The organism is Lacinutrix sp. MedPE-SW, from assembly GCF_001874145.1.
GTDB lineage: Bacteria > Bacteroidota > Bacteroidia > Flavobacteriales > Flavobacteriaceae > Lacinutrix.
In genome coordinates this window covers 412,174-438,190 of the sequence record NZ_MPCX01000001.1, presented here as the reverse complement: position 1 = coordinate 438,190, position 26,017 = coordinate 412,174, and the positions used below count along the sequence as shown (strand labels likewise).

Annotated in this window: 27 protein-coding genes; 4 read left to right on the top strand and 23 right to left on the bottom strand. The window is 29.8% G+C overall.

Going from position 1 to position 26,017, the window contains the following annotated elements:
- Positions 1-174: 174 nt before the first annotated feature.
- From fmt to BM549_RS02005, 3 genes are read right to left on the bottom strand one after another with little or no spacing between them, the layout of a single operon-like run.
- Positions 175-1,131: a methionyl-tRNA formyltransferase gene (gene fmt / locus BM549_RS02015; protein WP_290468732.1), complete on the bottom strand. Its 957-nt coding sequence runs from the start codon at positions 1,129-1,131 to the stop codon at positions 175-177.
- Positions 1,131-3,032 carry an ATP-dependent DNA helicase RecQ gene (locus BM549_RS02010; RefSeq protein WP_290468731.1) on the bottom strand — a complete coding sequence of 634 codons (1,902 nt, stop codon included), beginning with the start codon at positions 3,030-3,032 and terminating at the stop codon, positions 1,131-1,133. Before BM549_RS02010 ends, fmt begins: the two co-directional genes overlap by 1 nt.
- Complete coding sequence (locus BM549_RS02005; RefSeq protein ID WP_290468730.1) at positions 3,032-3,574, bottom strand: ATP-binding protein; 543 nt, start codon at positions 3,572-3,574, stop codon at positions 3,032-3,034. The genes BM549_RS02010 and BM549_RS02005 overlap by 1 nt, the downstream gene beginning before the upstream one ends.
- A gap of 92 nt (positions 3,575-3,666) precedes the next feature.
- Here BM549_RS02005 and BM549_RS02000 point away from each other — a divergent pair, with 92 nt between their 5' ends.
- The 3 genes from BM549_RS02000 (at position 3,667) to murA (ending at position 6,028) form a co-directional block, all read left to right on the top strand.
- Positions 3,667-3,960: a DUF493 family protein gene (locus tag BM549_RS02000; RefSeq protein ID WP_290468729.1), complete on the top strand. Its 294-nt coding sequence runs from the start codon at positions 3,667-3,669 to the stop codon at positions 3,958-3,960.
- A gap of 98 nt (positions 3,961-4,058) precedes the next feature.
- Positions 4,059-4,706, top strand: a complete 648-nt coding sequence (locus BM549_RS01995) for a DUF4290 domain-containing protein (RefSeq protein ID WP_290468728.1) — start codon at positions 4,059-4,061, stop codon at positions 4,704-4,706.
- 8 nt (positions 4,707-4,714) lie between these two features.
- Positions 4,715-6,028 (top strand): UDP-N-acetylglucosamine 1-carboxyvinyltransferase, encoded by a 1,314-nt coding sequence (murA, locus tag BM549_RS01990; protein ID WP_290468727.1) that lies wholly within the window; start codon positions 4,715-4,717, stop codon positions 6,026-6,028.
- A 54-nt stretch (positions 6,029-6,082) separates the two neighbouring features.
- On the opposite strand, the gene BM549_RS01985 is transcribed toward murA, so the two are convergent.
- From BM549_RS01985 to BM549_RS01925, 13 genes are all read right to left on the bottom strand, one after another.
- Positions 6,083-6,445 carry a nuclear transport factor 2 family protein gene (locus BM549_RS01985; RefSeq protein WP_013870781.1) on the bottom strand — a complete coding sequence of 121 codons (363 nt, stop codon included), beginning with the start codon at positions 6,443-6,445 and terminating at the stop codon, positions 6,083-6,085.
- Between the two features lie 69 nt (positions 6,446-6,514).
- A complete protein-coding gene (locus BM549_RS01980; protein WP_290468726.1) occupies positions 6,515-7,819 on the bottom strand; it encodes a deoxyribodipyrimidine photo-lyase in 1,305 nt (434 codons plus the stop codon).
- Between the two features lie 3 nt (positions 7,820-7,822).
- Positions 7,823-8,284, bottom strand: coding sequence for an SRPBCC family protein (locus BM549_RS01975; RefSeq protein ID WP_290468725.1), 462 nt, complete (start codon positions 8,282-8,284; stop codon positions 7,823-7,825).
- 43 nt (positions 8,285-8,327) lie between these two features.
- Positions 8,328-9,011, bottom strand: a complete 684-nt coding sequence (locus tag BM549_RS01970) for an SDR family NAD(P)-dependent oxidoreductase (RefSeq protein WP_290468724.1) — start codon at positions 9,009-9,011, stop codon at positions 8,328-8,330.
- Positions 9,012-9,045: 34 nt separating this feature from the next.
- Positions 9,046-9,345 carry a TIGR03643 family protein gene (locus BM549_RS01965; RefSeq protein WP_290468723.1) on the bottom strand — a complete coding sequence of 100 codons (300 nt, stop codon included), beginning with the start codon at positions 9,343-9,345 and terminating at the stop codon, positions 9,046-9,048.
- Positions 9,320-9,745, bottom strand: a complete 426-nt coding sequence (locus tag BM549_RS01960; protein WP_290468722.1) for a hypothetical protein — start codon at positions 9,743-9,745, stop codon at positions 9,320-9,322. Before BM549_RS01960 ends, BM549_RS01965 begins: the two co-directional genes overlap by 26 nt.
- A gap of 104 nt (positions 9,746-9,849) precedes the next feature.
- Positions 9,850-11,382 carry a cryptochrome/photolyase family protein gene (locus BM549_RS01955; protein ID WP_290468721.1) on the bottom strand — a complete coding sequence of 511 codons (1,533 nt, stop codon included), beginning with the start codon at positions 11,380-11,382 and terminating at the stop codon, positions 9,850-9,852.
- A gap of 6 nt (positions 11,383-11,388) precedes the next feature.
- Positions 11,389-12,702, bottom strand: coding sequence for a DASH family cryptochrome (locus tag BM549_RS01950; RefSeq protein WP_290468720.1), 1,314 nt, complete (start codon positions 12,700-12,702; stop codon positions 11,389-11,391).
- Positions 12,672-12,812 (bottom strand): DUF2256 domain-containing protein, encoded by a 141-nt coding sequence (locus tag BM549_RS01945; RefSeq protein ID WP_290468773.1) that lies wholly within the window; start codon positions 12,810-12,812, stop codon positions 12,672-12,674. Before BM549_RS01945 ends, BM549_RS01950 begins: the two co-directional genes overlap by 31 nt.
- A 4-nt stretch (positions 12,813-12,816) precedes the next feature.
- Positions 12,817-14,241, bottom strand: a complete 1,425-nt coding sequence (locus tag BM549_RS01940) for an SDR family oxidoreductase (RefSeq protein ID WP_290468719.1) — start codon at positions 14,239-14,241, stop codon at positions 12,817-12,819.
- A 3-nt stretch (positions 14,242-14,244) separates the two neighbouring features.
- Positions 14,245-14,862, bottom strand: a complete 618-nt coding sequence (locus BM549_RS01935) for a flavin reductase (protein WP_290468718.1) — start codon at positions 14,860-14,862, stop codon at positions 14,245-14,247.
- Positions 14,863-16,173, bottom strand: a complete 1,311-nt coding sequence (locus BM549_RS01930) for an AarF/UbiB family protein (RefSeq protein ID WP_290468717.1) — start codon at positions 16,171-16,173, stop codon at positions 14,863-14,865.
- Between the two features lie 16 nt (positions 16,174-16,189).
- Entirely contained in the window at positions 16,190-16,846 is a 657-nt protein-coding gene (locus BM549_RS01925; protein WP_290468716.1) for a TetR family transcriptional regulator C-terminal domain-containing protein, read from the bottom strand.
- A gap of 191 nt (positions 16,847-17,037) precedes the next feature.
- Here BM549_RS01925 and BM549_RS01920 point away from each other — a divergent pair, with 191 nt between their 5' ends.
- On the top strand, positions 17,038-17,886 hold the full coding sequence (locus tag BM549_RS01920) for a DUF2911 domain-containing protein (RefSeq protein ID WP_290468715.1): 849 nt from the start codon (positions 17,038-17,040) through the stop codon (positions 17,884-17,886).
- Positions 17,887-17,968: 82 nt separating this feature from the next.
- On the opposite strand, the gene BM549_RS01915 is transcribed toward BM549_RS01920, so the two are convergent.
- From BM549_RS01915 to BM549_RS01885, 7 genes are all read right to left on the bottom strand, one after another.
- Complete coding sequence (locus BM549_RS01915; protein ID WP_290468714.1) at positions 17,969-18,340, bottom strand: VOC family protein; 372 nt, start codon at positions 18,338-18,340, stop codon at positions 17,969-17,971.
- Positions 18,341-18,368: 28 nt separating this feature from the next.
- Positions 18,369-18,929 (bottom strand): DUF1697 domain-containing protein, encoded by a 561-nt coding sequence (locus BM549_RS01910; RefSeq protein ID WP_290468713.1) that lies wholly within the window; start codon positions 18,927-18,929, stop codon positions 18,369-18,371.
- Position 18,930: 1 nt separating this feature from the next.
- Positions 18,931-20,643, bottom strand: a complete 1,713-nt coding sequence (locus tag BM549_RS01905) for a sodium:solute symporter (protein WP_290468712.1) — start codon at positions 20,641-20,643, stop codon at positions 18,931-18,933.
- Between the two features lie 164 nt (positions 20,644-20,807).
- Positions 20,808-23,336 (bottom strand): PIG-L family deacetylase, encoded by a 2,529-nt coding sequence (locus tag BM549_RS01900; protein WP_290468711.1) that lies wholly within the window; start codon positions 23,334-23,336, stop codon positions 20,808-20,810.
- Between the two features lie 113 nt (positions 23,337-23,449).
- Entirely contained in the window at positions 23,450-24,529 is a 1,080-nt protein-coding gene (corA, locus tag BM549_RS01895) for a magnesium/cobalt transporter CorA (protein WP_290468710.1), read from the bottom strand.
- Positions 24,530-24,541: 12 nt separating this feature from the next.
- Positions 24,542-25,066 carry a mechanosensitive ion channel domain-containing protein gene (locus BM549_RS01890; protein WP_290468709.1) on the bottom strand — a complete coding sequence of 175 codons (525 nt, stop codon included), beginning with the start codon at positions 25,064-25,066 and terminating at the stop codon, positions 24,542-24,544.
- A gap of 11 nt (positions 25,067-25,077) precedes the next feature.
- Positions 25,078-25,989: a septum formation inhibitor Maf gene (locus BM549_RS01885; RefSeq protein ID WP_290468708.1), complete on the bottom strand. Its 912-nt coding sequence runs from the start codon at positions 25,987-25,989 to the stop codon at positions 25,078-25,080.
- Positions 25,990-26,017 lie beyond the last annotated feature (28 nt).

The following is a 26,017-nucleotide window of genomic DNA, read 5'->3' as shown; positions in this document are numbered from 1 at the left end:
AATAAATAGTTGGTAACAAATTTTATTGTTAAATCCTCTACAAATTTATACGGATTATGCTACTATGCAAGTAATAGCAAGGGAAAAACCTTAATTTGTTAATAACTTCACGCATTTGTTAATAAAGCAACTGTTTTTTATTGCTTTTTTCGCTTTATCAATAAACACAAGGCTTTAGAGCATTTTAGAGTCTTTTTCAAAAGTATATCCATTTAAAAGCGATTTTATATCCATAGTTCGTTTTCCTGGAAGTTTAATATCTATTATCTCAATGTAACCTTCTTTTACAGCTACTTTTACTTCTTTTTTTGTTGAAATTATTAAACCTGTTTCAAATTGGTGTGTTGCTATTTCTTTTTTTGCACTATAAATTTTAATATCTATAACATCATCTCCGTTTTGTAATTTACACCATGCAGCAGGATATGGACTCAGACCTCTAATTTTATTATATATAGTATTAATATTGGCTTCCCAATTAATTTTGCAATTGTCTTTATTTAATTTATAAGCTGTTTTAGAAATGGCATTTTCTGGTTGTGGTGTGGTTTTTACGTTACCGTTTTCAATAAGTTTTACGGTATTAATAACTAGTTCGCTTCCTAGATGCATTAACTTATCGTGAAGGCTTCCTGCGTTTTCATCACTTTCAATTTTAACTTCTTCTTGAAGTATCATTTCTCCTGTGTCTATCTTTTCATCAATAAAAAATGTTGATACACCTGTTTTTGTTTCTCCATTAATTATAGCCCAATTTATTGGTGCTGCACCTCTATAATTTGGTAATAAAGAGGCATGAAGATTAAATGTACCAAGTTCTGGCATTTGCCATACTACTTTTGGTAACATTCTAAAAGCGACAACTATTTGTAAGTTAGCATTTAGGTTTCTTAGTTCTTTAATAAAGTCTTCACTTTTTAAATTTGTGGGTTGTAGTATGTTTAAACCTTTACTTTCTGCAAATTCTTTGACGGCACTTTTATTTAATTTTCTTCCGCGTCCAGCTGGCTTATCTGGAGCTGTAATAACGCCTACAATATTATATTCTTGTTCTAATAATTTATTTAAAATAGTCACTGCAAAATCTGGAGTGCCCATAAATACAATTTTTAATCCCTTTTTATTACTCATTATATATGTGCTAATTTATAAGTATTTGTATCTGTAATTTTAATAATGCCTTGTTCTAAAAATTCTTGTAAAGCATTTTGTATTTGAGACTCGGCAATATTGGTACGCTCAAATAATGCTCTAGATGATAACTCTTCGTGTTCTAAGGCTTTTATTATTATTTGCTTAACCATTTTTAAATCAACTTGCTGTTGTGGTTTATTTTTAATGCAAACCGAACAAATACCACATGGTTTAATATCTGTTTCACCAAAATAACTAAGCAATTGCATGCTTTTACAAAGGTCATCATTATTTATATAGTTTAAAACGGATTGTATTTGTTTTTCTTTTAATTGGTTTTGTTGTCTAATTATATTGGCTATTCTATTTATTGTTTTATCATCTTCTCTAGGTTGTAAATAGGTGATTTGTGCATCGGTTTTAGAATTTTTTAAAGTTATAATTTCAGCTTTCTCTAATTTTTGTAATACAGCAAAAACCACATCTTCTTTAACAGAAGCCTTATCTGCAATTAAATTAGAGTTTACTTTTGTCTCTTGTTCAAAAATACCACCATAAGAGCGTAGTATAGATTTTACAATAATGTTTACCTCTTTATGTGTTTCTAAAAAATTGAATAAAGCGGCATTACTAACTATAAATTGAACCAATAATTTTTGATTAAATTGTTTTGAAAGATTAATAATACTTGTTCTATCTAATAGTAATAAGGCATTATAGGTAAGAAGTGGATTAAAATTATAAGCTTTACAAAAGGCATTAAAATTAAAGTCGAAAGTTAAATCTACACCTTCGCCATAAGAGACTTGAAAATAACTACTAAGTTTTCTGTAAACCGTTTTTATAAAATCTACTGTGGGTAACACATTTAAAAATTGATTTTTTACAAGTGTTTCGTCACTATTATTCTTTAATATTACAGCAAAGGCTTTATTGCCATTTCTTCCGGCTCTACCAGCTTCTTGAAAGTAACTTTCTAAACTTTCGGGTAGGTTTAAATGTATTACAGTTTTAACATCTGCTTTGTCAATACCCATACCAAAGGCATTGGTTGCAACCATAACTTGTTTTCGGTTTTGCATCCAATTATCAAGCGCTTCATCTTTTTCAATATTTGTTAGTCCGCCATGAAAATATGAAGAACTAAATCCTCTACTTTTTAAAAAAGAACTTATTTCTAAAGTTGCTTTTCGGTTTCTAACATAAATAATTGATGATTCTGGATTCTTTTTTAAAATAGCTTCTAGTCTGTAATATTTATCATCTTCATGAAAAACCATATAAGATAGGTTGTTTCGCAAAAAGGATTGTTTAAATATTTTAGGACTTATAAAATCTAATTCTTTTACAATATCTTCGACCACATTTGGGGTTGCACTAGCTGTTAAAGCAATAACGTTTACGGTAGGTTGTAATTCTCTAAGTTTGGTAATGTTTTTATAACTTGGTCTAAAGTCGTTTCCCCATTGGCTAATACAATGTGCTTCATCTACAGCAATTAAGTTAACATTCATTTGTCTTATACGAGCTTGAACAATGTCTTGTTGTAAACGTTCTGGCGAGAGGTATAAAAACTTATAATTTCCGTAAATACAGTTATCTAATAGTGTGTCTAATTGGTTATAAGTTATGCCACTGGTTAATGCCATTGCTTTAATGCCTTTAGCTTGTAAGGCTTGCACTTGGTCTTTCATTAGTGCAACCAAAGGAGAAATAACAATACAAATACCATCTTTTACTAAAGCAGGCACTTGAAAACATACAGATTTTCCACCGCCAGTAGGTAATAAAGCAAAGGTGTCTTCGCCTTGTAATACAGCATTTATAATATTTTCTTGTAGTGGTCTAAATGAAGTAAAATTCCAATAGCGTTCTAATATGTCTATTGGATGTTGCATTACAACGCCTTTACTATATTAATAATATGTTCTGTTCTAGCTTCAATAGAACCAAAAGGAACATCAATTAAATCGTAACCACAATTAGTATAAGTTTCAACTAATTTTTCATGAATCTCAATAGCTTGATCAAAATTTTCATACCGTTCACTATCGCTAGTAAAAATTTCTTGCCAAGGTGCTAAAATAAATACAGCGTCATATTTATTTTTTAAACAAGCATCATTAAATACATCTGGATACTCATCACCTTTAAAATCCATATAAGCAGGAATATCTGGAATACCGCGATCTAAAAAAACAAACTCATTATTACTTTCAATAGCTTTGTTGTATTGTTTTATGCGTCCATCTAACAATAATTCGCTAAACTGTAAAGGGTTAGTTAAAAATAATTGCTCTATGCCATCTTCTCTGGCTTTAAGAGTTATTTGTCTAGAAATTTCTTCGAAGCATGTAAAATGTCTGTTTGTTAACTCGTTAATAACAGAAGTTTTCCCGCTTCCAGGACCGCCGGTAATTACTATTGTTTTTGTATTCAATTAAGGTATAGTTTAGATTGTAAAATTCGCAATAAAATTGATATAAAAAAAATCGAAAGTATAACTTATCTTTGTAGCTTATAAATAATACTATGAATAAAGAACAAAATCCTGAAGCATTTTATGCAAAATTAAAAACTCAATTGCAAGATACTACGCTTTGGCCTGCAGAGTACTTGTATAAGTTTATAATAAAATCTCAAAATAATAAAATAGCTAAAATTGAAGCCATTTTTAATCATTTAGGAGCTGTAATAAAAACAAAAGAGTCTAGTAATGGTAAGTATACTAGCGTTTCAATAAATGTTAGAATGAAAAATCCCGATGCAGTTATAGAAAAATATAAAGAAGTCGCCGATAAAATTGAAGGTGTAATTTCTCTATAATTTTCACTTTTATTTGGCAAAAACTCTAATTTCTTTTGTATTTTGCGAAAGCAATACAAACTACAATTGCACTTTATAATTACTACACATTTTTTATTTTGATAGACGATATAGAATATAATACAGAGCGAGAGCATTTAATAATTCCAGAATATGGACGCCACGTTCAAAAAATGGTAAATTACGCCATAGAGCAAGAAACTAAAGAAGAACGTAATAAGGTAGCAAAAGCCATTATATCTGTAATGGGTAATTTACAACCACATTTACGAGATGTTCCAGATTTTCAGCATAAGCTTTGGGATCAACTTTTTATCATGTCTAATTTTAAATTAGATGTTGATTCTCCATACGAAAAACCCTCTAAAGAACTTTTAGAAGAACGACCAGAACCTTTAGAATACCCTCAAAATTTTCCAAAATATCGTTTCTACGGAAATAATATTAAAACAATGATTGATGTTGCTGTATCTTGGGAAGAAGGCGATTTAAAAGAAGCCTTAGTTTTCACTATTGCAAATCATATGAAAAAGTGTTTTTTAAATTGGAATAAAGACACCGTAGAAGATGAAGTGATTTTTAATCACCTATACGAATTATCTAAAGGTGAAATAAACTTAAAAGGCTCTAAAGAAGATTTAACAGATGCGGCAAGTTTATTAAAATCTAACTCTAAAAAGAAGTATTCAAATAATAAAAAGGGTACAAAGAAAAATAATAACAACCGAGGAAAAAAAAGATACTAAAATAGCAAATGGGTACATTTATTATTGAAGGTGGTCACCAATTACAAGGCGAAATACAACCACAAGGCGCAAAAAACGAAGCATTACAAATATTATGTGCAGTTTTATTAACTCCAGAAAAAGTTACTATAAACAATATTCCAGATATAATTGATATTAATAAGTTAATTGTATTATTAAGTAATTTAGGAGTAAAAGTAGAAAAACTTAATGAAGGTACTTACTCTTTTCAAGCAGATGATTTAAACTTAGATTATTTAGAATCTGCAAAATTTAAAGAAGAAGGTCGCGGTTTAAGAGGTTCTATAATGATTGTTGGACCATTACTAGCAAGATTTGGTAAAGGTTATATACCAAAACCAGGAGGTGATAAAATAGGAAGAAGGCGTTTAGATACCCATTTTGAAGGCTTTATTAACCTTGGAGCTAAATTTAGATATAATCGTGAAGATTATTTTTATGGAGTAGAAGCAGAGCAGTTAGTTGGTACAGATATGTTACTTGACGAAGCTTCTGTAACAGGAACAGCAAACATAGTAATGGCTGCTGTTTTAGCAAAAGGAACCACTACTATATATAATGCAGCCTGCGAGCCATACTTACAACAATTATGTAAGATGTTAAACCGTATGGGAGCAAAAATCTCTGGTGTTGGTTCTAATTTATTAACCATTGAAGGTGTTGATACTTTAGGCGGAACAGAGCATACCATGCTTCCAGATATGATAGAAATAGGAAGCTGGATAGGTTTAGCTGCTATGACTAAAAGTGAACTAACAATAAAAAATGTTAGCTGGGATGATTTAGGACAAATACCAAACGTATTTAGAAAATTAGGAATTACTGTTGAAAGACGTGGTGACGATATTTTTATACCTAAACATACAGATGGTTACGAAATACAAAATTACATTGATGGTTCTATTTTAACCATAGCCGATGCGCCTTGGCCAGGATTTACACCAGATTTATTAAGTATAGTACTGGTAGTAGCAACACAAGCAAAAGGAGAAGTTTTAGTACACCAAAAAATGTTTGAAAGCCGTTTATTTTTTGTAGATAAAGTAATTGATATGGGTGCAAAAATTATACTTTGTGATCCACATAGAGCAACAATAATTGGTCATGATTTTAAATCTCAATTAAAAGCAACAACCATGACGTCGCCAGATATTCGTGCAGGTATTTCTCTTTTAATTGCTGCATTATCTGCCAAAGGAACATCTACAATACATAATATTGAACAAATAGATAGAGGTTACCAACATATTGTAAAACGATTACAGCGTATTGGCGCTAAAATTACAAGAGTTGATAGTTAATAATTTTAAATAATTATATAAAAAAAGCTTCAGTTTAAACTGAAGCTTTTTTTATTATGGCATACTATAAAAATATTGTTCACTGGTAATTTTACCATCTTTTACCTCATAAACACAAACTTCTTCCATTTTCTGTCTGCCGCCTTCTTTAAAAGTACAATCAAAACCCATTTTGGCAGTAAAAAAATTACCTGCAACTACAGGTTCTCCAATTTCACTAGCGTGAACACTTTCTACGCTATCTTCCCATGCTTTACTTTTATTCCAAACATTTTGTTTACCAGTAGTAACTTCGTTTGGCATTCCAGGCATTTCTCTGCTTACAATATTTTCTGCATATAATTGTTCAATACATTCAAGGTTTTTACCTTGTTCGCACATAGTTTTCCATTGGTTAGCAACATCTTGTGTATTCATACTATTTGTTTTTTGGTTGGTTTATAAATATACAAAAAACTAATAATGAATAAGTTAAGAAATTATTATTTATGCTACAGCGTCTTTGTAAACTTTTAAACAGCGTTCTCTAGCTTCTTTATGGTCTACAATTTTTTCTGGGTATTTATCTGTACCAAATTCTGGAATCCATTGTTTTATATATTTTTTGTCCTTATCAAACTTATCTATTTGCGTAGTAGGATTAAATATTCTAAAATATGGAGATGCATCTACTCCAGATCCAGCAACCCATTGCCAATTACCTACATTACTAGCCATATCGTAATCATGAAGTTTTTGGGCAAAATAAGCTTCGCCTTTTCTCCAATCTATAAGTAAGTGTTTACATAAAAAACTGCCAACTAGCATGCGTACACGATTATGCATAAAGCCGGTTTGATTTAATTGTCTCATTCCAGCATCTACTAAAGGATAGCCAGTTTTTCCATCGCACCAAGCTTTAAATTCTTTATTATTGTTTCGCCATTTAATATTATCGTATTTAGCTTTAAATGCATCTTTATGTGTGTCTGGAAAATGCCATAAAATTTGCATGAAAAATTCTCTCCATATAAGTTCCTGCCAGAAAATCTCGTTATTTTCTGCAGTTGCTTTTTTTACCATTTTTCTAATGCTTACAGTGCCAAATCTTAAATGCGGACCTAAACGTGAAGTGGTATCTTTGGCTGGAAAATTTCTTGTAGCTTCATAATCTCGTATCAAAGTAGGAGTTACAGTATAGTCTTTAATATCCTGACTAGATTTTTTAAAACCTATATCGCTTAAACTTAAATTAGGTAGCCTTGTATTTTCAATTAAATTATTTAAAAATGTATTGGTATAGTAAATTTTTAAATCATAATCTTTAAATTTAGATTTCCATTTTTTCATGTATGGAGTGTATACTACATAAGGTTTACCGTCGTCTTTTACTACTTCGTTTTTTTCAAAAATTACCTGATCTTTATAAGTTTTAAAGTTAATTTTATTTTCTTCTAAAAACGATTGTATTTCACTATCTCTTTCTTTTGCGTATGGCTCATAATCATGATTGGTGTAAACAGTATTAATGTTATAATCTTTAATTAAAGACTTATAAATATCTATTGGTTTACCGTAAAACATCGCTAGACTGCTATTATTTTCATCTTGTAATGTTTGCCTCATGTTTTGCAATGTTTCAAAAATAAAACTTACACGGGCATCGTTTTCTGGTAATTCATCTAATATTTCAGAATCAAAAATAAAAATTGGCAGTACGGGATGTTCGGCTTTTAGTGCTTCAAAAAAACCAACATTATCATCTAATCTTAAATCTCTACGAAACCAAAAAATGTTTACAGTTTTACTCATAGTTTAATATTTGCCAAATAATTCTTCTAGCTTATTTGTTCTATAATTAAATATTTCTTCTAATTTAGGTTTTACTAAAATAGGATGAACTAATTGCCCTAGAAAACCCATAGGTAATTTGTAATCTATTATATCTTCCATTTCAACGCCACCATCTATTTCTTTAATAAAATGTTTGTGATGCCATAAAGCATATGGACCAAAACGTTGTTCGTCTACAAAATATTCGCCGTCTACAACATGTGTAATTTCTGTTACCCATTTTGTTTTAATACCTAAAACTGGTGTTACTATATATTGTATTATTTGTCCTGCAAACATTGGTTTGTCTCCGCCAGAAAGAATATTGAAACCCATATAATCTGGAGTTATTGTTTTTAAGTTTTTAGGACTTGATAAAAACTCCCAGGCTTGAGATTTGCTTATTGGTAAGTTTTGTTTTTTATGTAAACGGTATATTTTCATATTAATATTTTGAGTACTATTTATTTAAAAGATTGTTGTTTTATTAAATTTTAAAACTAACAATACCACAATCCATTTTAAAAATTTGACCAGAAATTGATGCAGCTTTGTTTGATATTAAAAAACTTGCCATTTCTGCTATTTCGTCTGGTTGCAAGAATTTTTTTAATGGGTGACGTTCATTCATATTGTCAATCATTTTTTCATTGCGCAATAATTTTGAAGCTAAATCTGTATCTGTAACTGTTGGTGCAATGGCATTAACTCTTATAGTTGGTGCTAACTCTGCGCCAAGAGATTTTGTTAAACCTTCTACAGCAGCTTTAGAAGCGGCAACACTGGCATGATAAGGCATACCTAATGCCGTTGCTACGGTACTAAATAGTAGTATTGATGGCTTATTTCCTTTTTTTAAAATTGGTAGATAATGTTGTATGCTTTTTACAGCGCCTAAAACATTAATGTCGAAATCTGCTTTAAAATCATCTAAGCTTAACCTAGAAATTGGTTTTAAATTTATACTTCCAGGACAATAAATTAAGGTGTCTATGGCTTCAATTTTTGGAAGTTCATCTTCTAAAACATCTGCACTTATATGTCTTAAATTTTTATGAGATAAAGCAGGAGTAGAGCGACTAATATTTATAATATTATTAGTATCTATTAGTTGTTTTACTATGGCGTTTCCAATGCCTTTGCTTCCGCCAATTATAAGTATATTTTTCATTTTAAATTTGTTTAATGTAATGCAAAAGCGCTAGTTACCTTTTACTTATTTTATTATGTGTAATTTGTTTTTGTCTAGAACATTTAAATCTTCCTTCCTGAAAATTTCTATTTTTTGCGTGTTTGGTTTTTCTACCTTGAACTCTAGCGCGCCATAATCTAAAACTACTAGGTTTCATTTCTCGCCTCATTAACTCAATAACTTCTTGTTCTTTTATGCCAAATTGAAATGTAATAGCATCAAAAGGTGTTCTATCTTCCCAAGCCATTTCTATAATTCTATCTATATCTTCTATAGTAAAAACCGCATTAGGTTTGGAAATTATATTGTTCATCGAATTTTATTTTTTGATTCATTAATTTATTAAAAAAACCTTTGTTTTCCTTTAAAGTTTTATTGTTTCTAAAATGAATAAATTTTCCTTGAGCATGAATGCTAGAACCATTTGTTTTATAAATTACAAGTTGGTAATATGGTATTGCCCAAGTAAAGTTTTTTAGTCCTTTATTTATATGAATTAAAATTCCTTTTGGTCTTAATTCTATATTAGCATAATTTACATCTGAAATTTTATTGAGATATTGTGCAATATTTGGACTAACATTTTCTATTATCATTCGTTTAGAACCTACACCTTTTAATTTGATAATTTGCCTGAAACTAAAAGGTTTACCAACAACATCTATTAAAAGTCTTTTGTTTTCTTTGTTAGTATGTGTTGTATTTAAAATCATATAATAAAGGTTTGCTCTATGATTTCAAAAATACAAAATGTTTAATGTTTTTGAGTTTTAATTAAACAAAAATTAACAAAAATATTAGTAACTAGTGATTTGTTTTAAAAGTTATCAGGATTACTAATTATTTTTGAAGCTCTTTTTTTTATTTTATTTAAATCTTCGGGCTTCATTTTATCGAGCAAGCTATACATCATTTTCATTCTAAAATTTGCGCTAAGCATTTCTCTTTTGTCGTCTAAAAAGTTCCAATACAAACTATTAAATGGGCAAGCATTATCGCTTGTTTTTTCTCTATTATTATAAGTACAATTTTTACAATAGTTACTCATTTTGTTTATGTAACTACCACTAGAAACATAAGGTTTTGTTGCTATTTTTCCGCCATCTGCAAATTGGCTCATGCCTCTAGTATTTGGTAATTGAACCCATTCTATAGCATCTACATATATACCTAAATACCAAGCATCGACTTCGTCTGGATTTATTTGCGTTAATAAGGCAAAATTTCCAGTAATCATTAAACGTTGAATATGGTGAGCATATCCATTATTTAAAGTGTTTTCTATAGAAGTTTTAAGGCAATTCATTTTTGTTTTTCCTGTCCAATAAAACTCAGGAAGTTTGTTATGGTTTTCTAAAGTATTTAACAATTTATAATCTGGCATTAAAGCCCAATACATACCGCGCATATATTCTCTCCAGCCAATAATTTGCCTAATAAAACCTTCAACTTGAGAGATACTTATATGCTTACCGTGAGTTCTCCAATAGTTTAAAACGGTTGTAATTACTGCATTTGGAGAAATAATTTTACTATTTAAAGCAATGGATAGCCTAGAATGGTACAAATAAGCTTGATTTGTGTGCATTGCATCTTGGTAATCGCCAAAGTGTTTTAGTAAATGCTCGCAAAAGTATTTTAGTTGATTTAAAGCTTGAGATCTATTTATGGGGTATTCAAAATACTCGGTATTAAACTTACCAATGGTTTCTATGTTTTGAGACTCTATTAAATTTACTATATCTACTACGTTGTTTTTATAAGATTTATACTTAGGAATGCTTGTGTTTTCATTCCATTTATTTCTATTGCTTTTATCATAATTCCATTTGCCGCCTTCTGGTTGGTTAGCGACTAATAAAATGTTATGTTTTTTTCGCATATCTCTATAAAAACTTTCCATTAACCATTGTTTTTTACCTTTAAAAAATAATGCTAAGTCTTTACGGTTGGTATAAAAATGTTCTGTACTAACAGCTTTAGTATTTATATTTAATTCTTCACAAAACTCTACTAATTGTTTATCAAGTCTATATTCATCTGGTTCTTGATATTCAAACGCTTCTATATTGTGTTTTTTAATTAAATATTTTAAATTTTCAACTAGATTTTGAGTATTATTTTTATGGTCTAATGTGTAATAAATTACCTTACAGTTATTTTGTTCTAAAACTGTTTTAAAGTCTCGCATGGCTGCAAAAAAACCTATTATTTTTTGTATGTGATGCTTTACATAATTTGTTTCTTGACGCATTTCAAATAAACAATATATGTAATTAGATTGGTCTTCTTTGTACCAAGAGTGTTTGCTGTTTAATTGATCGCCAAGTATGAGTCTAAGTGTTTTCAAAATAATTTAAAATAAAGTGTTTTGTAGCCATATGCGTTGGTATTTACCGTTAGCATCGTAGCGTTCTGCTTGTAATTTTATATTAAATTTTCTATTTCTTGGATCATTACCAACGCCAGAAACATACATCCAGTTCCCGTAATTACTATGCACATCGTAATCTATTAATAAAGACTCAAAATAAGCAGCACCAATGCGCCAGTCGAGTAGGAGTTCTTTTGCAAAATAACTAGCAACATTTTGTCTGCCACGATTACTCATCCAGCCAGTTTTATTTAATTCGTTCATGTTTGCATTTACAAAAGGCTCGTTTGTTTCACCATTAATCCATTTATTTACGGCATCTTTATTATCTTTCCATTGATACGTTTTATCTAAAATACCGCCAATTTTAAATATTTTATTGTTGTTTTTTTTAGATACATACTTAAAATAATCTCTCCAAATGAGTTCGAAAATTAACCAATATGTAGATTGGTTTTTAAAATGAAGTGTTTCGAATTCTTTTACTTTCCAATAAATGGTTTTTGCACTAATACTTCCATTTGCCAGCCAGGCAGAAAGTTTAGAGCTATAATCTGTGCCAATTAATCCGTTTCTTGTTTTTTTATAAAAGCCAAGTTTTTTTTCTTGAAAAAAATAATTTTCTAATCTTTTTAAAGCTTCGGTTTCACCACCTTTAAAAGGAAAGGCAGATTGATTATGAATTTTAAAATCACTAAAACCTAAATCTTTTAATGTAGGTACTCTTGTTTCGTTTTTAAATGTATAACTACTGTTTGCCGGATTTGCAGTAGGAAGTAAAGTTCTAACTAAAATATTTTTTTCAAGATTTTTTCTAAAATCGGTAAAAACTGAAGGTAAAGATTCAACATTAAAATTTAAATCTTCAGGGTGAAATAAAAATTGATTGTATTCTTCATGAATTTTTACATTTGGGTTTAGTTTCTTTTTAACTAAATCTAAGATCTTATTTTCTTCTGTAGTCCATTCTTTTTGAAGGTACAAAGCATCAAAACCATAAGTGTTTTGAAGTATTTCTATACTATTTTCTGTATAATCACAATACACAAACAAAGGGATGTTTAACCCTAGTAGTTGGAATTTTAAATCGGTTACTGTTTCTATTAAAAATTTGGCTCTAAATTTTTCGGTTTTTTTAAAGCCGAATTTATCTTTTTTAAAATACCTGTTATCAAAACAGTAGATAGCGATAACGGTTTCACTTTCGTTTACAGCGTTTAAAAGTGTTGCGTTATCATTAATCCTTAAGTCGTTTTTAAACCAGACTAAACTGGTTTTATTTTGTTTATTCGGCATTTTTTACTGCAGTATTTTACATCGTTCCAATTTGTTTTCCATTTTTTTCGCCAGCTAAAGGGAAGCTTGCAGGTTTTACAAATTTTTGTAGGTAAATTTTGTTTTTTTATTGATTTAGGCATTGGCAAGTTTATTAATCATGCCATTAAAAATTAAGCCATGAAACGGTAAAACGCTATACCAGTATAGTCTTCCGGCTAATCCTTTTGGTCTAAAAATAGCTCTTTGGAATACTTTTCCATTTTCAACTTTAAACTCTAACCAAGCTTCTCCGGGAAGTTTCATTTCGGCAAAAAGAAGTAATCTTTTATGCTCTGGATCTGCGAGTAATACACGCCAAAAGTCTAAAGCATCACCAGTTTTTATTGTATGTTTATTTGTGCGACCGCGTCTTAGTCCAATTCCTCCAAAAAGCTTATCTAGATAGCCTCTAATTTTCCATAAGGTATTACCATAATACCAACCATTTTCGCCTCCAATAGCACAAATTTTGGCAAAAGTTCTTTCTTCATTTTTAACTTTTCGCTCTTTAATATCTTTAAAGCAACCATACTCTGGAACATTAATGTACTTTGTAGAAACGCGTTTTTTTTGGCGACTACTTACCAAAGCATCTTTCCAGCTTGAGAGAATACTATTTTGCTCTATTTTTTTGAATGCTAACTTTATGGCTTGATCATAATTTATTGGTTTTATGTCTAGTAAAGTATTAATATTACTAGGCTTACCAATAATTTCTACACCCATACTATTAACCAATGTTCTTGCTAATTTATATGATGTAGAGGTTACAAAATACAACCAGTAGCTTGATAAATTTGGAGTCATCACAGGAACTGTAATGATGCTTCTTTTTAAGTTTCTTGCTTTAGCAAAACGAAGTAATAACGCTTTATAGGTTAAAATTTCTGGCCCAAAAATATCATGAGATGTATTATATAAACGTTGGTCTCCAAGACTTTTTGTTAAAAATGAAAGCACATCTCTAATGGCAATAGGTTGCGTTTTTGTGTTAAGCCATTTTGGAGCAATCATTACAGGAAGTTTTTCTACTAAATCTCTAATAATTTCAAAAGATGAGCTTCCAGAACCGACAATAATTCCGGCTTTAAAAACCGTTAATGCATATGTACTAGATTGTAATGCTTTTTCTACATTTTGTCTAGATAATAAGTGTTTTGATAATTTTGTGTCGTTTGTAATGCCACTTAGGTAAATTACTTGTTTACACTGGGTTTGTTGTACAGCAAATTTAAAATTTACAGCACATTCTTTTTCCATTTCTTGAAACTTAGAAACAGAGTTAGACATGGAGTGAATTAAATAATATGCTGCATCAATATCTTTAGGGATATTTTTAAGAGTGTTTTTATTTAAAAAATCTACTTCAATGACTTGTACATTATGCTCGTCGTTGTATTTTTTTTCGGTTCTAAGTTTGCCTCGTACCGCACAAACTACAGTATGACCTTGCTCTATTAATAAAGGTATAATACGTTTCCCAATGTAACCAGTAGCACCTGTAACTAATATTTTCATGTTCTATTTTTTAGGTCGTTGGTACGGTAGTCGTTCTTTTAATTCTGGAAAAGTATAAGCATCTAAACCATTTATAGCTGCAATATTCGCTTTAGATAAATTAATAAAACCGTCTGTCTCTAAAATACTATTATTAATGTACATTTCTTGTATTTCTCCTAAAACTAATATGGTGTCATTTTGGGAAATATTGTATTTTCCTACGTATTTCATTTTAAGTTGTACAGGAGCATTTTTTACAAATGGTGCGAAACTATCATTTTTATATTCAGGAGTAAGATTTGTTTTATCGAACTCAGAAATTGTTTCATCATATTTAGCTGAAGTATGATGAGCATCTTTAAAATTTAAATCATGAATATGATTTATAGTGTATTCCTTTGTTTCTTGTATGTTATTAAACGTATTTCTTAAAACAGTTGTTGGCCTGCAAAAGAAACCTAAAATTGGCGGATTTGAGCCTACATGAGTCACAGAGCTAAATACTGCAACATTTTCAATACCATCTTTAGATTTTGTGGCAATAAGGTTTGCAGATTTAAATCCAGAGCAACTATTAATAAGATTTATTTTATATAAATGCTCTAATGCGTTAATGTCTTTTAAGCTAAAATACTGCATTTATAAATTTTGAAAATTATTAATTTTAATGTTTTTTGCTTTTAAGTCGAACATTAAATTATATAGCCCAAAGAACGTACGGTTAATGTATATAAAGTGTTTAGAACCACGATTACCATTCATTTTACGTAACTCTGTACTTTTACTATATTTTTGACCTAAGGCTGTTATTTTTCCAAAAAAAGCTTCATCTGAAAAATCAAAAGTATCAACATGAAATGGTTGAGTAAAAAGACTTAACATTTTGTGAAATAACGCTGAAAAGAATTTTAGTTCTTCGGGAGAATCGTCTTCACGAAGTATTTCTAACTGAAACATTTTCTCGTTAAAAATCTTAGGATCATTTATGCTTTCTTTTTTAGCAAGCTCAAAATATGGTGTGTAAAAATCTTCTGGTATAGTTTTCATACAACCAAAATCTAAAGCAATTAATTCGCCTTTTTTAGAAATTAAAAAATTACCAGGATGTGGATCTGCATGTACTTTTTTTAACTTATGCATTTGAAACATATAAAAATCCCATAAAGCTTGACCAATGTTATTTGCTTTTTCTTGATTGGTATTATACGCTGTAAATTCACTTAAATGTTCGCCTTCCATCCAATCCATTGTTATTATTCTTTCAGAAGAAAGTGCTTCATAATAATCTGGGAATTTTAAATTTGGAATATGTTTACATGCAGCAGCAATCTCTTTACTTTGTTTAACTTCTAGTATGTAATTTGTTTCTTCAACCAGTTTAGTTTCAACTTCTTTAAAGTATTTGTCACTATCTTTGCCCTTAATATTAAACATTTGAATGGCAATAGGCTTAACCATTGCTAAGTCGCTAGAAATACTTTCTGCAACACCAGGATATTGAATTTTTACAGCTAGTTTTTTACCGTTTTTTTCGGCTAAATGTACTTGACCAATACTTGCAGCATTTACAGATGTTGCATTAAATTTATCAAAGATTTCGCTAGGTAACTTTCCAAAATATTTTTTAAATGTTTTTGTAACTAGTGGAGCAGATAATGGTGGTACAGAAAACTGTGAAAGTGAAAATTTTTCTACATAAGCTTGTGGTAAAATACTTTTTTCCATGCTTAGCATTTGTGCAACTTTTAATGCGCTACCTTTCATTTTTTTTAATCCATCGTAAATATCTTCGGCATTATTTTCATTAAGTCGAGACTTTGCTTCATCTTCGGTCTTGGTTAATTTGTCACCGTAGTATTTAAGATAATTAACACCAACTTTAGCACCTGTTTGTACAAGTTTAGAAGCGCGTTGAATTTTAGATGTAGGTATTTTGTCTATCGTTTTCAATAGTGTATTGTTTTAATTAATTCATTTTTACTTTCTCTTTGAAAATAAATTTGCCAAAGTCTATTAAACTTTTAAGTGGCGCAACGTTAAGCACGTCAAAACTGGTATTTACAGATTTTTCTATAAATACATCTGTTTTTTCAAAACTTGAAGAAGTATCATCCATCCAAAACTTCATTGTAAGTAAAAGCTGTACCCAAGCACTTTCTTTTAATCCGCGATTTTGAATTTTATCTAGACGTTCTTCTTTTATATCTATTAACTCAATACCTAAGTTTGAAATATAAGCAGTAAAACTGTGCTTTAATTCTTTTAATACACTGTAATTTTTAAGGTTATTTTTATGTTTGTTTAATGCATAAACAACGTAACTTCTGTTTGCTGTTAAGTTTTCGAAAAAAGTAAAGTAATAACTCAATAACTTGTTTCTTGGTTCGAAATCATGATAATCTTCACTTTTATTTAGTACGGCAATTGTATTATCATGAAAAGCTTTAAAAACATGTTTTTCTATGGCATCAAATGATGTGAAATATTCGTAAAATTTAGATTCATCAAAATTATTATGCTTTGCAAAAATGTATACAGATTTAGGTTTCTCGTCATATTCTAATACATAATCCATATAAAATGAAGTGATATTGTTTTGCGTAATGTTTTTCTTTTTTGCCATAATTTTCTCTATTAGTGGCATAAAGATACAAAATGTTTAATCATTTTTTAAAATAGTTAAACAAAATTAACTTTCATTTAATAGTTAAGTAATTATCTTCAAACTTATTTTAAGTTTTTCTTAACGTTTTAAAGATTTTCTAATTTGTAAATTTACTTTCGAAAATTTAACACTAACACATTAAAAATATTATGAAAAAATTATTGATGATTGCTTTAGTATTTGTAGCCTCTTTTGCTGGAAATGCACAAATAGAAACACCACAACCTAGTCCGTTTTCTAAGGTTGAACAAAAAGTAGGTTTAACAGATATTACAGTAGAATACTCAAGACCAGGAATGAGAGGTCGTACTATTTTTGGTGATTTAGTACCTTACGATAAAATGTGGAGAACAGGAGCTAATGCTAATACTAAAATCACTTTTAGTGATGATGTTGTGATTGGAGGAAAAACTGTTAAAGCAGGTTCTTACGCAATTTTTACAAAGCCAGGAGCTAAAACATGGGAAGTTATTTTTTATGCCAATACAGATAATTGGGGAACACCACAAAACTGGGATGAAAAATTAGTAGCAGCTAAAGTAAATGTTGATGTTATTGATGTGCCTATGAATATTGAAACATTTACTATAACTTTTGATGATTTAACTAACGACTCTGCTTTGTTAGGTTTATTATGGGAAAAAGTATATGTAGGTGTTAAAATTGAAGTACCAACAGCTAAAAAAGTATCTGCTAGTATAGATAAAGTAATGAATGGTCCTGGAGCTGCAGATTATTTTGCTGCTGCACGTTATAACTTAGAATCTGGTGGAGATATTAATAAAGCTGTTACTTGGATTGATAAAGCTATTGATATGACAAAAGATAATCCTCGTTTTTGGTATTTACGTCAGCAGTCATTAATTCATGCAAAAGCAGGAAATAAAGCAAAAGCTATTGCGGCTGCAAAAGCATCTTTAGCTGGAGCTGAAAAAGCTAAAAATGCAGATTATGTAAAAATGAATAAAGACTCATTAAAAGAATGGGGAGCGATGTAGAATTTGCTACAACAATTTTTATATTTTAAAACAAAAAAAAGCGCAATTTATAGATTGCGCTTTTTTTGTTAATATATTTATTTTAAATATGTTGGTCTACTAAAATGGCATTACCATCTGGATCCATAACAACAAAACTTGCAGGTCCAGATGTGTTTTCGTCTGCTTCTTTAGTTATTGCAATACCTTTAGATTTTAAATGTTTTTGTATGGTTCTAACATCATCAAAATCCTTTAACGTGTTTGCATTCTCGTCCCAACCAGGATTAAAGGTTAGAATATTATTTTCAAACATACCTTGAAACAAACCTATTAAGGTGTTTTCATTTTTCATGATTAGGTAATTGTTTTCTAAGTTACCGGCAAATACTTTAAAACCTAAAGTTTCGTAAAATGCTTTGGATGCTACTAAGTCTTTAACGGCTAGACTTGCAGAAAATGCGCCTAATTTCATAAGTGAAAAATTTTAGTTTTTTTACAAGTTACGTATTTAATTTTTTTTCAATTTTTAAAATTGTATTCCAATTTCGGGTGGTTATATTTTTGCTGAATTCTTTTTCTAAAACAGCCATAGCTTTTGGTGTTTTAGATTTTGAAACATCAAGCAAACTTATAATAGCATTAGCTTTTAAACTTAAAATTTGAAACGATTGGTCTTCACTTTGCCATGGTAATTGAAATGGAGCGTTTGTTTTAGTTTTTAAAAAGGAAATATAAAACCTTAAATCTTTGGTTAATGTTTCGCTTTTAAAAGGATTTGCTTCAACTATTTCTATAATACTTTTAGCAGTTTTAATTATTGTTGGTATTGCAAAGCTAAATGCACGCTCTAAGTGATTTGCCATTTTTTCTTCAAGATTTTCAATACTATCTTTTGGTGCTTCAAAAATAATATTGCCAGAATTTAAAAGTGTTTCAATATTACTAAAACCAATAGTTTTTAAGCTTTCTTTTAAAATAGCCATTGGCACTTTTTTATTGCCACCAACATTTATTCCTCTTAAAAATGCGACATAACGTATTGTTTTAGTTTCATTTTTCATTTTATGAAGATTGTACACTCAAATCTTTTCCTTGAGTTGGATTTAAACCTTGTATTAAACAAGCAATTGTAATAACAATGACGCAGCCAATAAAATTAAGCCATAAAAATGGTAGGTTTATATATTCGAATTCGTTTAATAAAAATAGAGCGATAACAATAAACTGTGTTATAAATGCAGCTATAAATACAGCATTTGCTCTTACAAATTTGAAGAAAAAAGCAAGTAAAAATATACCTAAAACATTTCCATAAAATATAGAACCAATAATGTTTACAAGTTGTATTAAATTTTCGGCTAAGTTGGCAATACAGGCAACACATATTGCTAGAATTCCCCAAATAAGAGTAAACCATTTAGAGGTTTTTACCATTTGAGTTTCGGTTTTTTTACCAACTCTGTGTTTGTATAAATCTATAGTTGTTGTACTTGCTAACGCATTAAGTTCACTGGCTGTACTTGACATCGCTGCCGATAATATAACGGCTAACAATAGGCCTATTAATCCCTTAGGTAAATTATTAAGTATAAAATGGATAAAAACATAATCTTTATCGTTACTCTCAACTTTTAGGTTTTTGGCTTCGCCAGCTTTCTCTATTAAAATTCTAGCTTTTTCACGTAGCGCATCATTTTTAGAATTTAATGCAGCGATAGTTGTTGTATTTCTATCTGGATTTGAAGTAAAAGCATTTATAGCATTTTTCTTTTCTGTAAATAATAGTGTTTGTTCTTCTTGAATGGCCTTATACTCGTCGGCAAATTGTGAGTTTAAAACCACTTCTGTAGCTGTTGGATTAAAGTTTACTGGTGCTTGATTAAACTGGTAAAACACAAAAACCATTACACCAACAAACAGAATAAAAAATTGCATTGGTACTTTTAAAAGCCCATTAAACATTAAGCCTAATTGCATTTCTTTTACAGATTTTCCTGATAAATAACGTTGTACTTGGCTTTGGTCTGTACCAAAATATGAAAGCATTAAAAAAGTGCCGCCAATAATACCACTCCAAAAGGTGTAACGATTATTTAAATCGAAAGAAAAATCAAGCACTTCCATTTTGCCACTAGCACCTGCAATTTCTACAGCTTTAGTGAATGAAATATCGTCTGGTAATTTGTTAAAAATTAAAACAAAGGCAATAATCATTCCTGTGAAAATTACAACCATTTGGTGTTTTTGGGTAACATTTACAGCTTTAGTTCCGCCAGAAACGGTATAAATTATTACAAGTACTCCAATAATAACATTAAGTAATAATAAATTCCAGCCAAGTACAGCAGAGAGTATTATTGCAGGAGCAAAAATAGTTATTCCTGCTGCTAGACCACGTTGTATTAAAAATAGAATTGCGGTTAAGGTTCTTGTTTTTCTATCGAATCTATTTTCTAAAAACTCGTAAGCTGTATATACCTTTAAACGGTGATATAATGGTATAAAAACCATGCAAATTACAATCATCGCAATAGGAAGTCCAAAATAAAACTGAACAAATCCCATACCATCATTAAATGCTTGACCAGGTGTTGATAAAAAGGTTATAGCACTGGCTTGTGTTGCCATTACAGATAAACCAATAGTCCACCATTTTGATGTATTGCCGCCTTTTAAATAGTCTTGTACATTTTTACTACCTCTAGTTTGTATAGTACCATAAATAACTATAGTTAATAATGTGCCTATTAAAACAATCCAATCTAATGTCTGCATGCTTAAAAAGTGTTAGTAATTATATAGAATGCAATAATGTAAGCTGTATTAGCAACTAATATTAGTGTGTAAAGTTTATTCCACTTGTATTTTGGTTGATCTTTCATAGTAAAATTGTATTTAAACTTAGTATTGTTAGTTATACTAAATTAAATTTTAGTGTTTTAGTTTTTAATATCTAAGGTATTAGAAATGTCTCCTTTACCAATACTTAACATATTTGCAAATAGGCGATAAGCACCAGAAACACCAGCAGGAAATTCTCTAAAAAAACTTAATCCAGTATAGATATAATGGCCTTTTCCATGTTTTGCTACTAGTAAGCTTCCTTTTTTTGTAGATTCTCCTTTATCACTCATAGCAAGCATAGGTGTAAATTCTTTTGCCCATTTGTTAGGAAAATATAAACCACGCTCTTGAGTCCAACCATTAAAATCTTTAGTAGTGATTTTGTTAGGATAATTCATTAACTCGTGCTTTGGTTCTAATAATTTAACTTCGGCAAACTCATCGGTTACACGATCGCGAGAAAGAGTTAAACTGTAAGGCGCGATGTTTTTTACTTTTACACGATGGCTTGTATTATACTGCACAATCATGTTGCCTCCATTAGCAACAAAATCGAACAAAATATCTTGCTTAAATTTTAAAGCTTCAACAGTATTGTAAGCACGAATTCCAACAACTACTGCATCAAAATTACTTAGTTTTTCTGTTGTAATATCTTCTGGTTTTAATGTTATTACATTATAACCAATTTGCTCTAAACTTTCTGGAACAACATCTCCGGCACCTTCAATGTATGCAATGTTTTCGCCTTTCTTTTTAATATCTAAACGTACAATTTTACTTTCGCTTGGTAGTAAAACGGTTTGAAATGGGATGTGTTCGTAATCTATTTCAATTAATTCTTTGTTGTAGTCTTTATCACCAATAGTTACAATTGGAGATAAAATACCTTCACTTTGATTTTTTGGTGGAATTACAGTAAAAATTACAGTTTGTTCTTGGCCTTTATTTGCAATTTCTATTTTTTGTTGTTTTGGGTAAACATTCCAGTCTTTTGGGTAATCCATTTTTATTACGCCTTCAACATTATCACGACCTGCGCGAACTATTACAGGAATTTCCTTTTGTTGGTCGTTTTCAAAAATGATTACTTTTTTAGATACTTTTGCAGAGACTTCTGGAATAATTTCAAAAGGTCTGTACAATTCGCCTTTATCTGGTTTAGAATATCTGTACACTACATTTTTTGTAATGGTAAGTGGTTTGCCGTTTATTTTTAAGTTAAAATCTACAGTTAAAGCCCTTGGCGTTTCTGGCTTACCAATTAAGCTTTTGTCTTCTACAGTGTACATGCCTAAACTTCCTTTTTGTTCTAACCAATAAGGAGTTGTTGGTTTTGTTTCTTCAGAAATACTAACAGTTTCGTTAAAATTAAATTTTTCGTTAGTATTTAATTTTTGAGCTTTTAAATTAGCTGTTTTATTGGTTGAAATTAAATATGAAGTTAATTCTATATTTGAAGCACTTCTATTTAAAACTTCTAAATTGATTTCAATTTGTTCTCCTGGACTAGATGTTGGAGCAGTGGCAGAAGCTTCTAAATATAATCCAGCACAAGCTTCAATTATTGCGTCTATTTCTTTAGTTTTAATTGTTTTCCAATGCTCGTTATCTAAAGTTTGTATTAACTCACGAGCAGACATTAATTCGCTTAAATGTGCTGCAGGATTTTGAAAATTAAACTCTGTCTCAACTTTATTTAATACGCTATAGATAAAGTTTCCGTTTTTAACGCGATTCCAAGATGTATCTATGCCATCAAAAATATTCGATTTGTCTTTTGGTAAATCTCCTTTTAATAATTCTACATATTCTGTTTGCGATCCACGTTGTGTTAAACGCCCAAATCCTTGGCATAAATGTTTACTGCTTGCTAATGCTGCAACTTCGTTGTTTGAAAGACCTTTTGATGGGTAATATACACCAACATCGAAGCTTAATAAGTTTGATTTATCTGCTGCGTCAAATTTTTCTTGACTACCATAAAACCACCACGATGTATTAAAAAATTCTCGTTTTGGTTGCCAAGCACCATATTTTTTAACTTGTTCTGGGTATATGTTTTTATTGTTTGCTAAATCGAAAGCTTCAAGACTTAACATTGCAGAACTGGTGTGATGACCGTGTGTGCTTCCTGGATTTCTATGATTAAATCTATTAATAATAATATCTGGTTTAAATTGACGAATGGCTAAAACAACGTCGCTTAAAACCTGTTCTTTATTCCATATAGCTAAGGTTTCGTCTGGGTGTTTAGAGTAACCAAAATCGTTGGCTCTTGTAAAGCGTTGCTCGCCACCGTCGGTTCTTCTTGCTGCTAATAACTCTTGTGTTCTAATTACACCTAAAAGTTCTCTTATCTCTGGGCCAATTAAATTTTGACCACCATCACCACGTGTTAAAGACAAGTAAGCTGTTCTGGCTTTTACATGGTTAGACATGTAAGAAATTAACCTTGTGTTTTCATCATCTGGATGTGCAGCTACATATAAAACAGAGCCTAAAAAGTTAAGTTTTTGTACAGCATGGTGTATTTGAGATGCATTTAATTTGTCTGGTTGTTGAGCAAAACTATTTATAAAAAAAGCGAATATAAATAGGAGAGAAGCGGTAATTTTATACATTGTTTTTATTGAATTTATCTCGGGAAATTGACGAGTACCCAAATATAAACAATCACTTTTTTAATTACGGATTTTAGGTTTTCTTTAACTTTTTATTAAAAATCACTGGTGATTTAAAGCCATTTTTTACGTTTAAAATAATACATCATCCCTATAAAAATAAGAATCATTACCAACCAAACAGTATGGTAGCCGTATTTGTAGTGTAGCTCTGGAATGTTATCAAAGTTCATCCCGTATACGCCAGCGATAAAAGTTAATGGAATAAATATAGTTGCAATTATAGTTAATACTTTCATGACTTCGTTCATTCTATTGCTAATGGTCGTCATATACATATCCATTAATCCCCAAATCATTTCGCGATATATATCTATAGTGTCTGATACTTGAATTATATGATCGTATACATCGGCAAAATAATGTAAGGTTTTACTGTCTATAAGTTTGCTTTCACTTTTATCTACACGATTTATTATTTCACGAAGTGGAAAAATAGCACGTCTTATTTTTAAAACTTCTCTTTTAAGTTCTTGTATATCTGAGCTAATTTCTTCTTTAGTTAAGCCTTCGAATAAATTATCTTCTAGATCTTCAATTTTATTACCCATTGTTTCAATAATAGCATAATAGTGATCTACAATAGAATCTATTAAAGCGTACAATAAATAATCTGGACCTAAACCTCGAATTCTACCTTTAGATTGCCTTATGCGTTCTCTTAAAGCATCGAAAACATCACCTTCTGCTTCCTGTAAAGAAAGTACATAATTTTCGCCAAGTATTAAACTTACTTGTTCAGAAACTATAGTTTCAGACTCATCATAATACATCATTTTAAGTACTATAAAAATGTAATCATCATACTCATCAAATTTTGGACGTTGACCAGTATTTACAATATCTTCTAATACTAATGGGTGTAAATCGTAATGCTTACCAAGAGTTTCTATTGCATCAATATGGTTTAAACCATTTAAATTAATCCATGTTACAGAGTTAGAAGATTTAAATTGAAAAGCTTCTTCTATGTTTAATAATTCTTTTTCAATAACAGTATCTATGTTATAATCAAAAGTTTCAATAAAAAGTTTTTGTGTTTCTTTTTTTCCAGTATAAACAAGTGCTCCTGGTATTTGACCAACTTGTTTTTTATAATTTTGAGTACGTTTTTTGTGTTTACGTTTAGCCATATTGAGAATTAATTAATGGAAGTCTCCAAAATCTTCCATAGCATCTTTCTCGACTAAAGTTACAGCTTTTTGAAGAATTAAATTGTTTGGGTAAGTTACTAAATCGCCATTATCTAATCTTAAATGAAGTTGAAAAGCTCTAATATCTTCAATTATAGCTTCTATTGGGTAATCTTTGTCATGAATTTTTATTTTATCTCCTACTTTATATGGAAATGAAAAAAACATGATGATGCCCGAAGTTACATTACTTAGTATAGACCAAATTGCGAAAAGACCAATACCAATTACAGCAAAAACTGAAGAAAATATAAGCGAAATATCTCTAGGTTCAACACCAAAAATAAAGGCCTCAACCAATATAAAAATTAGTAATAATGTTACTGTAAAATAGCGAGAAATTAATTTTACACGAGCATCATTAATTACACTTTTTTGACCAATTTTTTTTATAGTCATTTTTCCTAAAATTCTAATAACTATAAATATAGCTAATACTATTAGCGTGTTTATTAATGGTATTTGGTGTGTTTCCAATAGTTTTTTAATTATTTTAATTGAAGCTTTTTACGTAAAATACTATCCTTTTTCGTTTTTTTATTCCAATAAGCAGATTTTATTGTTTTTAATTTTGTTGCTTTAATAGACTGTTCATTAAAAGTTTCTTGCCAAGAAATTACTTCGTATGGGAAATTTTTATTGAAAGTAATACTTAAATTTCTATTTAACTCTGGAAAATTTAATGAATATTTATTTTCTTCTAGTTTAGCAATTACATTATATGCTTTAATGGGTTTGTGGTTTAAAGTGGTGAACTCTAAAGACGGAATAACTTTAATATCACCAATAGGTAGAGATTTTGGGTTTATACGAAGTTTAGTCCATAACTCGTTCTCTAAAATGGCTTTATCAATATTGTAAAATTTGTCTCCTGTAGTTTCAAAATAGGAATGCTGTTTGAGTTCAAAGTTAATTCTATTATTTAATTGCACGTATTGTTGGCCACACCATTCTTGTACAGAGCTTGAAACTTTTATTGCGTGTTGGTTATTGGCTATAGGATAAAATGTACTTTGCATTATAGAATATGGGTAAACACCTGTAACAAAATTTTTAGTTGCATTAAGTTTTAATACCGAAATATTTGAAGCATTATTTTGGTCTGCTTTTACTTGTTTGTCTTTTAAAAAAGGTTCTGTAACATAAACCAAAACAGCTGTACCTTCACGTATTTCGCCATATCTGGATTGCAATAATTTAAATGATGTAATCTCGGCTTCTCCACTATACCAGTAATCTTTAAAATTTTGATTTGGTTTAAATGCCTTAGCTTTAGAAGTTGTTTCAGGTTTTATTTCTTCAAGAATCTCTCCTGTTATGTTTTTTTCATTTTTACACGAAAAAAAGGTACATAAAAAAAGGAAACTTAATATAAGTTTAAAGGCATTCAAGTTCTTCATTACTAACTGTTTTAGATGTAAAGTTAGC